This window comes from Saccharopolyspora galaxeae (genome assembly GCF_016526145.1).
Classification (GTDB): domain Bacteria; phylum Actinomycetota; class Actinomycetes; order Mycobacteriales; family Pseudonocardiaceae; genus Saccharopolyspora_C; species Saccharopolyspora_C galaxeae.
Genome location: NZ_JADDUE010000012.1, coordinates 1 through 12579 on the forward strand (window position 1 = coordinate 1; position 12579 = coordinate 12579).

The window sequence follows — 12579 nt, forward strand, 5'->3', positions numbered from 1 at the left end:
CAAGGACCTCCATCGTTCGGTGCGTGATGTGGTGATCCACACCGAACCTGGGGGTCCTTCCTATTCCAAGATCATCCAACCGCATGTTCCAAATTCACAACCTCCCGAGGCACTACAGCTAAGGAACCGCGTTGGCTGGCCGGAGAAACGCGTTGCACCGCGTTGCCTGCCGGGGAACCGCGTCGGCCGGGGAACCGCGCTGCTCGGTCGGGGAGTGGTGCTGACCGGTGAATCGGTGTCGTCGGAGCGGCGTGCTACACACGGCGCATGCACGGTGAACAGCTCAGCCCGCAGCGCATCGCCCAGGGGCTCGGGCTGCACCCGCCGACTCCGGAGCAGGCCGCGGTGATCGCCGCGCCCGCCGAACCCGCGCTGGTCGTCGCGGGCGCGGGCGCGGGCAAGACCGAGACGATGGCCGCCCGGGTGGTTTGGCTGGTGGCGAACCGGATCGTCACGCCGGAGCACGTGCTCGGCCTCACCTTCACCCGCAAGGCCGCCAGGCAGCTCGCCGACCGGGTGCGGGCGAGGCTGCGGCGGCTGGCCGGCTCCGGGCTGCTCGACGAGGTCGACCCGAGCGGGCAGCTGCGCACCGCGGTGCTCGCCGAGGAACCGACCGTGCTGACCTACCACGCCTACGCGGGCCGGTTGGTCGGCGAGCACGGGCTGCGGGTGCCGGTGGAACCCGGTGCCCGGCTGCTCACCGGAACCGCGTCGTGGCAGCTCGCGCACCGGGTGGTGGCGACGTGGACCGAGGACCTGGACACCGAGAAGGTGCCCTCCACGGTCACCGGCCATGTGCTGGCGCTGGCCGGTGAGCTGGCCGAGCACCTGGTCCGCCCCGATGCGCTGCGCGAGCACGCCGAGAAGCTGTGCGCGCTGATCGAGAACGCCCCGCGGGCGAAGCGGCAGAAGGCCGAGCTGCCGCAGGACCTCACCAAGATCGTCGCCGCGCAGCGGTTGCGGGCCGCGCTGCTGCCGCTGCTGGATTCCTACGCGCAGCACAAGAGGCGCGAGGCGGCGATGGACTTCGCCGACCAGATGTCCCTGGCCGCGCGGCTGGCCGCCGAGCACCCCGAGGTCGCCGCGGGCGAGCGCGCCCGGTTCGGCGCGGTCCTGCTGGACGAGTACCAGGACACCGGACACGCGCAGCGGGTTCTGCTGCGGGCGCTGTTCGGGCAGGTCGGCGATCCGCTGCCGGTGACCGCGGTCGGCGACCCGGCGCAGGCGATCTACGGCTGGCGCGGTGCCAGCGCGGCCAACCTGCCCCGGTTCAGCACGGATTTCCCGCGCGGCGATGGCGCGCCCGCGCACCGCTACGGCCTGCTGACCAGCTTCCGCAACCCGCCGGAGGTGCTGAGCCTGGCCAACGCGGCCGCCGAACCGCTGCGCAAGGCCGGGCTGGAAGTCGACGAGCTGCGCGCCCGCGACGGCGCCGACCCCGGCGACATCCGCGCCGCCCTGGTGCAGGACGTGCGGGCCGAGCGCGAGTGGGTGGCCGACCGGATCGCCGAGCAGTGGCACGCGGCGCTGGACGCAAGCGGCGAGCCGCCGACCGCGGCGGTGCTGGTGCGCCGCCGTTCGGACATGGCAGGGCTCGCCACCGCGCTGCGCGAGCGCGGACTGCCCGTCGAGGTCGTCGGTCTCGGCGGACTGCTGGACGAGCCCGAGGTCCGGGATCTGACGAGCGCGCTGCGGATGCTCGTGGACCCGTTGGCGGGCACCGCGGCGATGCGGCTGCTGACCGGCTCGCGCTGGCGGCTCGGCGCGGCGGACATCGCCGCGCTGTGGGACCGGGCGCGCAGCCTCGGACCGGGCGCGCAGGCGGCCGAAGGTGACGACCCGTCCGAGGTCGTCAGCGGCGCGCTGCCCGGCGAGCAGTCCGAGCAGGCGGGCCTGGTGGACGCGCTGGACGATCCCGGCGGCCCCGAGAACTACTCCGCGGCCGGCTACGAGCGGATCCGCCGGCTGGGCAAGGAACTCGTGGCGCTGCGCCGCCGCCTCGAACAGCCGCTGCCGGAGCTGGTCGCCGATGTGGAGCGCACCCTGCTGCTGGACATCGAGGCGCTGGCCCGCCCGGACGGTTCCGGGCGCATCCACCTGGACGCGTTCGCCGACGTGGTCACCGAATTCGCCACCGCCAGTCCTTCCGCGACGCTGCCCGCGCTGCTGGACTACCTCGCCGCCGCCGAACGCGCCGAGGACGGGCTCGAGCCGGGCGAGGTCGAGGTAGCCGAGGACCGCGTGCAGGTGTTGACCACGCACGCCGCGAAGGGCTTGGAGTGGGAGATCGTCGCGGTGCCGCACCTGGTGCACCAGGTCTTCCCGGGGCGCAGGCATTCGGCGTCGTGGCTGACGTCGGTGACCGAGCTGCCGTCGCAGTTGCGCGGTGACGCGCAGGATCTGCCCGCGCTGAACCTGGATCGTCTGTCCGGAATGGACCGCAAGGAGATCCTCGACGAGCTCAAGCGGCACGACGGCGAGTTCGAGGACCGCCGCCTCACCGAGGAGCGGCGGCTGTTCTACGTGGCGTTGACCCGTTCGGAGCGGGTGCTGCTGCTTTCCGCGCACTGGTGGGCCGAAGGCGCGAAGAAACCGAAGGGGCCGTCGGACTTCTTCACCGAACTCGCGCACGTGTTGCGCGGGTCCGACGTCGGCGAACTCGCGCAATGGGCCGACGAACCGCCGGAGGACGCGGAGAATCCGCTGGCCGAGACGGTGCGTTCGGTCGAATGGCCCGCGGATCCGCTGGGTGCTCGGCGAAGTGCCGTGTCCGCGGGTGCCGACATGGTCCGCGCTGCGATGGCCGCCGCGGCTTCGGATTCCACTGTGGATGAAAGCGTGCCTGCCGCGGAACCCGGGGCCGCGGAAGAAGTGCCGCACGAAGAGGACCTGCCCGAAGCATCGGGCATCCCGGACGGACAAGCCTCCGACGGACACAGCCCGGACGAACAGGGCCCGGACGGGCAAGCCCTGGACGAACACAGTCCGGGCGAAGACATCCCGGGCGAAGAGATCCCGGAAGACGAGCTCAACTGGGCGCGCGACGTCGACGTCCTGCTGGCCGAACGCGAAGCCGCCGCGCGGCGCCGCGACCAGGTGGCGCTACCCGGCAACCTGTCGGTGAGCCGCCTGGTCGAACTCGCCGACGACCCGGAAACCCTCGCCCGCAAGCTGCGCCGCCCGCTGCCGCTGCCGCCGAACCCGATGGCGCGGCGCGGCACCGCGTTCCACGAGTGGCTGGAGCACCGGTTCGGCAGCAGCGCGCTGATCGACGTGGACGAACTTCCCGGCGCGGGCGACGAAACGGCCTCTCCGCAGGACGACCTCGAACAGCTCAAGGCCGCGTTCCGCAGCGGATCGTGGGCCGGACGCACCCCGCACAAGGTGGAGGTGCCGTTCGAGACCCAGGTGGAAGGCGTCGTCGTGCGCGGGCGGATGGACGCCGTGTTCGCCGACCCGGACGGCGGCTGGACCGTGCTGGACTGGAAGACCGGCGGCGTGCCGGACGACGACCGGCTGCCCGCGCTGGCCGTGCAGCTCGCCGCGTACCGGCTCGCCTGGTCGTCGCTTTCCGGCGCACCGCTGGAAGAAGTCCGCGCCGCGTTCCACTACGTGCGGCACGACCGGACGCTGCGGCCCGCGGACCTGCTGGACGCCGAGGGCCTCCGCGAGCTGATCACGTCCGTCCCGCGAGCATCCACCGACGCCTGAGACCCCGCGGCGTCGGCGCTCGGGCGGCGAAAGCGGCTGCACCGCTCGAAAAAGCGAACCCCGCGGCAAGCCCCGGGTTCCAAGGCGGCAGTGGGACGCCGAAGTCGTTGCGATCTTTTCCCATGTCCACACCTTCGAGTGGTGGATCTTGTCTAGGGCCATTCGGGCGGATCAACATGCTTCCTGATGGAGCAGAACCAGTGGAAGCTCAATACGCCGCCGGAAGCGGAAGTCCTCGTGGACACCGATGTGCTGTCGCTGCGCGCGCCCCTCGTGCGGGTGGCCCGGGACGCCGAGGGCGCCTGGTCGTTCACCGGCCCCGGCGCCGATCCGCCGACCCAGCGGACCGTGCTCGGCGCCGTCGTCGCCGCGTGGCCGCACGTCTCGGCGCTGACCGACCTGGACCGCGGCGGCGCGGTGGTGTGGTCCTGGACCAGGCACGGCTGGGCGGGTGAGTTCGAGTGCCGCTGCGGCAACTGCGAAACGCCCGTCGCCGCCGACCTGGACCGCCGCAGCTGGCCGTCGGACGTGCAGCCGGACTCCCTGATCAGCGTGGAGAAGTCAGCGCTGTCCGGGCAGGTCACGCTCACCGACATCCTGTCCACGCCGGATGGCGTCGCCTTCCTCGGCCCCGGCAGGCACCAGCGCACCAGCGACCTGATGACGCCGGTGGCCGCGGCGAACGTGGCCCGGCGCTGGCCGCACACCGTGCAGGCGTTGCGCTCGATCAAGAACGGCCGCGGGCTGAGCTGGAACCCCGAAGGGCTCAACTGGCGCGAGTACGTCCTCGCCTGAGCCGTCCGCGAATCGGGTCAGGACGCCGGGCTCTGCTGGCCGCGCTGCAACATCAGCGAATACAGGACTTCCTGCAACCAGCGGCCGAACAACGGGGCGCCGAACTCGGCGGAGCGGTCCTCCGGCTGCAGCAGCACCTCGGACGGTTCCGGGCCGTTGTCCTGCACGACTCCGACGCCGTAGTAGTCCATTTCGGTCATCGGCCACGGGCGGTACGGGTGCCGGGGCGGCAGCACCACGCTGCACGGCGCCAGCGTCATCAGCGTTCCGCAGGCCCGCATCCCGTGCTTGGCCTTGCGCACCGGAACGAGGATTCCGACGATGTCGATCGCGGCGACCGGCAGGTGATCGTGCATGTTGGGCTGCGACCAGGAGCGGAACCAGGCCGGATCGTTCTCCGGGGTCCAGCCGTGCGCACACCGCCACCGGTGCACGTCCGGCCGGACGCGGGTCACGGCGGCGAATCTGGACCCGAGCGCTGCCACGTCGGAAACGACCTGCCCGTGCCAGCCGAGTGCTGCTGCGGCGTGCTCAAGTTCCTGCACTCGAAGATCGTAAACCTCGCGGGTGACCGTGCTTACTCGCCCGCCTCGCGGCGGACCCGCAGCGCCCAGGCCACGAGCGGGATCTGCAGCGGCAGCCTGCCGTAGGCGATCAGCCGCAGTGGCAACGGTTTCCGGCGGAAGTCGGCGGCCATCCGCAGGTTGGCCGGGAACACGCCGACGAACAACCCGGCGGTCACCAGCGCCCCGGCCCGCCGAGTGCGCGGGTGCGCCACGGCGGCCGCGCAGCCCAGCTCGGCCGCCCCGGACACGTAGGTCCAGGTGCGGGCGGAACCCGGCAGCGATCGCGGGACGATCCCGTCGAACGGCTTCGGGCGCAGGAAGTGCAGCGCGCCCATCGTGGCGAGGGCTCCGGAGAGCACGCGGACCGAACGTTTCGCGGACATGCCCGGCAGCCTCGCACGGGCGGCCGCGGCGGACAATGCCCCGCAGCTTTCCGGGATCCGGCTCCCGTTCGCCCGGTCCGTCCGGGTTGTCGCGGGCCGCCGCAACGGTCTCCGGCGCGGTTGCCGACCGGCGTTGGTTCGGCCGGGTGCGCCCGGGTTATGTTCTGCGGGTCCGACGCGACCACGGCGAACGAGCCGGAATCGGGGGAGTGGTGAGCGAACGCGCGACGGCCGCAGGCGGACCTGCGACGGCCGGAAGCCGGGTGGGCGCGTGGTGAGCGGGCGCGGCCGCATCTCGCCCGCCTCGCTGATCAACGCGCGGGCGCGCGAGGAGACCGGCGACCGGCTCACCGACCGCCCGGACCACACCCTCGTCGGCGTGATCCGGATGCCGGAAGCGCGGGTCAGCCCCGGGCGTTCCATCGTGCGCCGGATCATCGGCGCGATCCTGGCGCTGGCGGCCACCGTGCTGATCGTCTACTTGGGACGCGACGGGTACCGGGACTCCGCGGGCGGCGAGCTGAGCCTGCTCGACGTCGTCTACTACGCCACGGTTTCGCTGTCCACGACCGGCTACGGGGACATCACCCCGATCAGCCCGCTGGCGCGGCTGGTGAACGTGCTGGTCATCACGCCGCTGCGGGTGCTGTTCCTGATCGTGCTGGTCGGCACCACCCTCGAAGTGCTCACCGAACGCTCCCGGCAGGCGCTGAAGATCCAACGTTGGAGGTCCAAGGTGCGCGACCACGTGGTCGTCATCGGCTACGGGACGAAGGGCCGCTCCGCGGTCACGGCGCTGCTCGGCGACGGGGCCGACCCGGGGCGGATCGTGGTCGTGGACACCGACCACGCCGCGCTGGAGACGGCGTCCTCGCTGGGCCTGGTGACGGTGAACGGTTCGGGAACCCGCTCGGACGTGTTGCGCGTGGCGGGCTTGCCGCGGGCGCGCGCGGTCGTGATCGCGCCCGCGCGCGACGACACCGCGGTGCTGGTGACGCTCACCGCCCGCGAACTGGCGCCGAAGGCGCAGATCGTGGCCGCCGTGCGGGAAGCCGAGAACGTGCACCTGCTGCGGCAGTCCGGTGCGGACTCGGTGGTGGTCTCCAGCGAGACCGCGGGCAGGCTGCTGGGCATGGCGACCACCACGCCGTCGGTGGTGGAGATGTTCGAGGACCTGCTCACCCCGGACGTGGGGCTGGCGATCGCCGAACGCGAGGTGGAGCCGTCGGAGGTCGGCGGTTCGCCGCGGCACCTGTCGGACATCGTGCTCGGCGTGGTCCGCGGCGACGAGCTGTACCGGGTGGACGCTCCGGAAGCCGATGCGATCGAGGACGGCGACCGGTTGCTCTACGTCAAGAAGGTCACCCCGGCCGAACCGTGAACCCCGGCTGGACCGTGAACCCGGCCGAACCGTGAGCGGGCCGGTGCGCGAAGACGCCACCCGGCGTTCTGGGACGATCACACCGTGGGGCGACGAGGTGGTTCGGCATCGGTGGGGCTGATCCTGGTTGTGCTGGGACTGCTCGGCCTCGGCGTGGTGGCTTTCTCCTGGTGGCGGCTGTCGGAAAGCGGCCTGCCCGGCGGGCGCACCGCGCAGGCCAAGGTCGTCGAGTCGGTGCCGTGCGGCAGGGCCACGCAGGGCGATCTCGTCGAGGTCCGCGTGGACGGGGAAGTGCGGCGGCTGCGGCTGGACGGTTGCGGGCACAACCGCGGGCAGGAATTCCAGGTGCAGGTCCCGAAGCGGGGCGATCGCGCGTTCCGCGCGGGCGACGCGACGGGTGACGGCGGGCCGAGCACCCGGATCAGCTGGGTGCTGGGCACGCTGGCCGCGGTGGCGGGCGGCGGTTACGCGTTGCTGCTGCGCCGCCCGGAACCCGCCTGATCAGTCCACATCGGATGGTGCGGCGGCCCAGGTGTTGCACGCGGTCACCTCGTTGCCGCTGAATCCCCGGTCGATCCACTTGGTGTTCGTGGCGATGCGGCCGTGGTCGGGCTGCTCGTTGTACTCGTCGCCGCGCGCCCGGGAATCGGCCAGCGCGGGCAGCACGAGGTCGTTGCGCACGCCGCCGTTCTGCAGCGCGGCCAGCGTCATCCCTTCGAAGCAGGTCGCTTGCAGCTCGGAGCGCCGGGTCAGCTCGAGCCCGGCGGGACTGCTGCCGCCTGCGGCCTTGGAGGCGTCGAGGTAGGCCGGGTTGATCCCGCTCATCGCCTGGATCGCGTGCCCGAATTCGTGCGCGAACTGCCCGAGGTAGGCGCCGCCTTCGACGCGGTTCTCCTTCTCCGCGTAGTAGCGCGAGGTCATGTAGATGGTGTTGTCGCTGGGGCAGTACATCGCCGTCTGGTCCCAGGTGCGGTGGCCGCACGGGGTGTTCAGGTCGGTTGCGGTGGTCACCACCGAAGGCGTTCGCGCGGGCAGGTTCGCCGCGCGCAGCGCGGGCGCCCACGCCTGCATCAGGCAGGGCGCCGCGGCTTGGTAGAACGCGTCCTGCGCTGCGGTGTCGGTGGCGAACGGCGGCAACGGGCAAGGCGCGTCGACGGCGCCGTTGCCCGCGATGTTGATCGGGTTCTCGGCCAGTGCGGAAACCGGGCGCGGAGCGCTCGCGTACGCGTGATCGGGTTGGCGCGGGCGCACGGGCCGCCTGGAGGTCGTTTCCTCGTCGGAAGGTTCGGTGCCGGAGGCCGGGGCGGGGAGATCGGTCGGATCGTGCGTGACCGGCCGGTCGCCGCCGGTGGTGCCGGTGTTGAGGGCGATGGCGCCCACGCCGACCGTGCCGAAGCCGAGCAGGAAGATCCCCACGATGACCAGCCCGACGATCAGCCCCGTGTTGCCGGACCGCCGCTTACCGCCTGCCGAGCGCGGGTCCGGCTGTTGCCTGCGGCCGGATGGCGCACCGGGTCGTTGCGGCGGTGGCTGCGTCATGGCTGGACTCCAAACGACTGGCCGCGCGGCGCGATCGCACTCGTTGATCGCGGGTGGGAGCTTAGCGTCCACCCGGCCGGAGATCGCACGAACTCGATAGGTGCGGGACCGCGGGCCGGACGGACCGGGCGATGGATCCCGTTCTGTCCGTTGTGAGCAGTAGGGATTGCACGGGGGTCGGCCGAGGACTCGTCCCGCGGGGCTCGGGCGGCTGGTCGTCCCGCAGCGCTCAGGCGGCTGGGCGATGTGACCGCCCGCTCCGGGCCGGGCGGGCCGACACGCACCCGCGCCACTCGATCAGGGTTTGATCAGGCGGTGCGAGCGGATGCCGCCCAAGGGCGCGGCGGCCTAACGGCCTTGAACCGCCCGCGACTCGCTGACCAGCCGTTCCGTTGAACTTCCGGAGCACGGGCGGCAGCGGCCGGAGCGCACCGCGCGCAACGCCGCGGCCGGCCGAAGCACGAGCGGAGAGGCAACGGGGGCGTGACGCGCCGTGACCGCGCGGACGTAAGCTGCGGGACATGGTCGAACCCCAACTGCAGCGCCTCACCCTGCCCAACGGGCTGCGCGTGGTGCTCGCGCCGGACTCGGCGCAGGGCGCTTCCGGGCAGGCCCCCGTGGTCGGCGTCAGCGTGCACTACGACGTGGGCTTCCGCTCCGAACCGGAGGGCCGCACCGGCTTCGCGCACCTGTTCGAGCACCTGATGTTCCAGGGCAGCGAGAGCCTGGAGAAGCTCGCGCACTTCCGGCACGTGCAGGGCTCCGGCGGCGTGTTCAACGGTTCGACGCATCAGGACTACACCGACTACTTCCAGGTGCTGCCCGCGGCGGCGCTGGAGCGGGCGCTGTTCTTGGAAGCCGACCGGATGCGCGCGCCGAAGCTCACCGAGGAGAACCTGCGCAACCAGGTGGACGTGGTCAAGGAGGAGATCCGGCTCAACGTCCTCAACCGGCCCTACGGCGGCTTCCCGTGGATCCTGCTGCCGCCGGTGCTGTACTCCACGTTCGCCAACGCGCACAACGGTTACGGGGACTTCACCGACCTGGAGAAGGCCACCGTCGACGACTGCGCGGCGTTCTTCGACACCTTCTACGCGCCCGGCAACGCCGTGCTGACCATCTCGGGGGACTTCGACGCCGAGCACGCGATCGAGCTGGTGCACCGCCACTTCGGCGACGTCCCGGCCCGCGAGGTGCGCCCGCGCCCGTCGTTCGCCGAGCCGTTCCCCACCGAGGAGCTCGTCGGCGAACACGTCGACCCGCACGCGCCGCTGCCCGCGATCGCGTTCGGCCACCGGCTGCCGGACCCGGTCGGCGAGCTCGACCAGTACCTGGCCAACATCGTGCTCTCCGCGGTGCTCACCGACGGCGACGCCGCCCGGCTGCAGCAGCGCATGGTCTACCAGGAGCCGCTGGTGGTGGACGTGCACGCGGGCTGCGGGCTGATGGGCGCGCCGCTGGACGCCCGGGATCCGGACACCTTCACGCTCACCGCCATCCACACCCCGGATGTCGCGGAGGAGCGCGTGGTGGACGCCGTGGACCGCGAACTGGAGAACCTGGCCGAGCACGGTCCGACCGAGGACGAACTCGCCCGGGTGACCGCCCGCTGGGCCGCCTCGCTGCACCGCGAGAACGACCGCGTCGTGTCGCGCACGCTCGACCTGGGCAGCGCCGAGCTGGTGCACGGCCGCGCCGAACTGGTCGCCGAGCTGCCGCGGCGCATCGCCGAGGTCCGCGCCGACCAGGTCGCCGCCGCCGCGAAGGCGCTGCGCCCGGACACCCGCGCGCTGCTGCGGGTGCGGCCCGCCAACGACTCGAACTCCGCCGGAGGTGCGGCATGACGCAGGCAACCCACCGCAGCGCCGAAGAGATCGGCCGCACCGAGGCGGGGCCGCGCCCGCTGCCGCCGCTGGCCGAGCCGCGCCCGCTGCGTTCGCCGGAGGTCGTCGACACCGAGCTGGCGAACGGGCTGCGCGTGATCGCCGTCCGGCACGGTGCGGTGCCGCTGGTCGAAGCCAGGCTTCGCATCCCCTTCGCCGGGGACGACGCGATGCACCCGGCCCGCGCGGAAGTGCTGGCCGAGACGCTGCTGACCGGCACGGCCACCCGCGACCGGGTCAAGGTCGACACCGACCTGGCCCGGGTGGGCGGTGAGCTGCACGCGGTGGTCGACCCGGAGCGGCTGAGCCTCGCGGGCAGCGCCCTGTCCAGCGGGCTGGACACGCTGCTGGACGTGCTCGCCGACGCCCTGACCGGCGCGGCCTACACCGAGCAGGAGGTCGCCGGTGAACGCGACCGCCTGGTCGAGCGGATCGCCGTGGCCCGCTCGCAACCGCGCGTGATCGCGCGCGAGGAGCTGCAGCGGGTCCGCTACGGCGATCACCCGTTCGTCCGCGAAGTTCCGGAGGCCGAGGACGTCGCCCAGGTCACCGCGGAGGACGTGCGCGCGCTGCACGCCCAGGCCGTGCTGCCGCGCGGGTCGGTGCTGGTGCTGGCGGGCGACATCGACCCGGATTCGGTGATCGGTGAGGTCGCGCGGATCCTCGGTGGCTGGGATTCCGATGCGCGGGCCCGCGAGCTGCCGGACCTGCCCGAGCTGCGCGGCGGCGACGTGCGGCTGGTGCACCGCGAAGGCGCGGTGCAGTCGCAGCTGCGGCTGTCCGCGCAGGGCCTGCACCGGACCGACGAGCGCTACCCGGCGTTGCAGATCGCGAACCTGTGCTTCGGCGGCTACTTCTCGTCCCGGCTGGTGGAGAACATCCGGGAGGACAAGGGCTACACCTACGGCGCGCACTCCTCCTTCGAGTTCACCCGCGGTGCGGGCACGATCCTGGTCGACGCGGACACCGCCAGCGAGGTCACCGCGGCCGCGCTGCTGGAGACCCGCTACGAGCTGGGCAGGCTCGCGCTGGTCCCGCCGAGCACCTCGGAGGTCGAATCGGCCAGGCAGTACGCCATCGGCGGGCTGCTGACCTCCACCTCCTCGCAGTCCGGGATGGCATCGATGTTGTCCACGCTGGCCGCTTCCGGGCTGGACCACCGCTGGCTCACCGCGCATCCGGACCGGTTGCGCGCGGTCACCGCCGAACAGGTCGCCGAGGCGGCGCTGCACTACGCGCCGACCGCGTTCACCGGCGTGATCGTCGGCGACGCGAACAAGATCGGCGACCAGTTGCGCGCACTGGGCGGGGTGGTGCTGCCGTGACCGGCGCATGCGCGCAATCCCCCGCGCAGCACCACGACGGGGGCGGTTTCCAGCTGGACGCCGCGCCGCTGCTGTCCCGTTCCACTGTGGACCGCACCGAGCTGCTGCGGGAGGTCCCGCCCGCCGAGCTGTGGGCCTCCGGCAAGGTGCTGCTCGTCGACGGCAAGGGCCGCACCCAGGTCACGCCGGACGGCGGGCTGGTCTTCGAGGAGGCGGCCGCCTTCGGCGAGCAGCCGATCCCGCACGCGGTGCTGCTCGGCAGCCAGCAAGGCACCACCTACTGGGCGCTGCGCACCGAACGCGACGGAGCGCAGGAAGGCTGGAAGGACCTGCGGGTCGCGGGCGCGCTGCTCGACGACACCGATGCGGGCCTGCTCACCACCGCCGTCGGCCTGCTGAACTGGCACGACCACTCCCGCTACTGCGCGGTGTGCGGCGCGGCGACGAACCGGGTGAAGGCCGGCTGGGCGCGGCGCTGCTCCGGCTGCGACCGGGAGGAGTACCCGCGCACCGACCCGGCGGTGATCTGCCTGGTGCACGACGGCGCCGATCAGGTGCTGCTGGCGCGCCAGCCGAGCTGGCCGCCGCAGCGGTTCTCGGTGATCGCCGGGTTCGTCGAGGTCGGCGAGTCGCTGGAAGCCTGCGTGCAGCGCGAAGTGGCCGAGGAGGTCGGGGTGCACGCCGACCGGGTGCGCTACCTGGCCAGCCAGCCGTGGCCGTTCCCGCGCTCGCTGATGCTCGGGTTCTCCGCCGTGGCCGACCCGGCGCAGCCGTTACGGCCCGCGGACGGCGAGATCGAGGAGGCCCGCTGGGTGTCCCGCTCGGACGTGCAGGCCGCCATGAACACCGAGGACGGCATCATCCCGGGCCTGCGGCTGCCGCCCAGCGTCTCCATCGCGCATCGGATGCTGCGCGGCTGGGCCTTCTGGACGGACTGATCGGGCGCAGTCGTCCCGGAGCGGCCGCAGCACGGAGAAGGCGGCGAACTCCCAGCTC

10 protein-coding genes are annotated in these 12579 nt (G+C 72.6%); 7 read left to right on the forward strand and 3 right to left on the reverse strand.

Going from position 1 to position 12579, the window contains the following annotated elements; translation table 11 throughout:
• The first annotated feature begins 267 nt into the window (after positions 1–267).
• Both INP57_RS24105 and INP57_RS24110 read left to right on the forward strand, forming a co-directional pair.
• Positions 268–3711, forward strand: coding sequence for an ATP-dependent helicase (locus INP57_RS24105; RefSeq protein WP_200072625.1), 3444 nt, complete (start codon positions 268–270; stop codon positions 3709–3711).
• 186 nt (positions 3712–3897) lie between these two features.
• Positions 3898–4506, forward strand: a complete 609-nt coding sequence (locus INP57_RS24110) for a hypothetical protein (RefSeq protein ID WP_200072626.1) — start codon at positions 3898–3900, stop codon at positions 4504–4506.
• A 17-nt stretch (positions 4507–4523) separates the two neighbouring features.
• On the opposite strand, the gene INP57_RS24115 is transcribed toward INP57_RS24110, so the two are convergent.
• Together INP57_RS24115 and INP57_RS24120 are read right to left on the reverse strand one after the other, a co-directional pair.
• Complete coding sequence (locus tag INP57_RS24115; protein ID WP_200072627.1) at positions 4524–5051, reverse strand: hypothetical protein; 528 nt, start codon at positions 5049–5051, stop codon at positions 4524–4526.
• 32 nt (positions 5052–5083) lie between these two features.
• Positions 5084–5455, reverse strand: coding sequence for a DoxX family protein (locus INP57_RS24120; protein WP_200072628.1), 372 nt, complete (start codon positions 5453–5455; stop codon positions 5084–5086).
• Between the two features lie 388 nt (positions 5456–5843).
• Between INP57_RS24120 and INP57_RS24125 the strand changes: the two genes are divergently transcribed.
• Complete coding sequence (locus tag INP57_RS24125) at positions 5844–6836, forward strand: potassium channel family protein (protein WP_233628219.1); 993 nt, start codon at positions 5844–5846, stop codon at positions 6834–6836.
• Positions 6837–6947: 111 nt separating this feature from the next.
• Positions 6948–7337, forward strand: coding sequence for a hypothetical protein (locus INP57_RS24130; protein WP_295141062.1), 390 nt, complete (start codon positions 6948–6950; stop codon positions 7335–7337).
• Here INP57_RS24130 and INP57_RS24135 read toward each other — a convergent pair whose 3' ends face one another.
• The gene (locus tag INP57_RS24135; RefSeq protein WP_200072630.1) at positions 7338–8375 is read right to left on the reverse strand and encodes a neutral zinc metallopeptidase; all 1038 of its coding nucleotides are present in this window, start codon (positions 8373–8375) and stop codon (positions 7338–7340) included.
• Between the two features lie 521 nt (positions 8376–8896).
• Between INP57_RS24135 and INP57_RS24140 the strand changes: the two genes are divergently transcribed.
• Genes INP57_RS24140 through nudC form a run of 3 tightly spaced genes read left to right on the forward strand, consistent with a single transcriptional unit; the run spans position 8897 to position 12521 of the window.
• Positions 8897–10219, forward strand: a complete 1323-nt coding sequence (locus INP57_RS24140; protein WP_200072631.1) for a M16 family metallopeptidase — start codon at positions 8897–8899, stop codon at positions 10217–10219.
• The gene (locus INP57_RS24145) at positions 10216–11583 is read left to right on the forward strand and encodes a M16 family metallopeptidase (RefSeq protein ID WP_200072632.1); all 1368 of its coding nucleotides are present in this window, start codon (positions 10216–10218) and stop codon (positions 11581–11583) included. Before INP57_RS24140 ends, INP57_RS24145 begins: the two co-directional genes overlap by 4 nt.
• On the forward strand, positions 11580–12521 hold the full coding sequence (gene nudC, locus INP57_RS24150) for an NAD(+) diphosphatase (protein ID WP_307850256.1): 942 nt from the start codon (positions 11580–11582) through the stop codon (positions 12519–12521). The genes INP57_RS24145 and nudC overlap by 4 nt, the downstream gene beginning before the upstream one ends.
• The last annotated feature ends 58 nt before the right edge of the window (positions 12522–12579 follow it).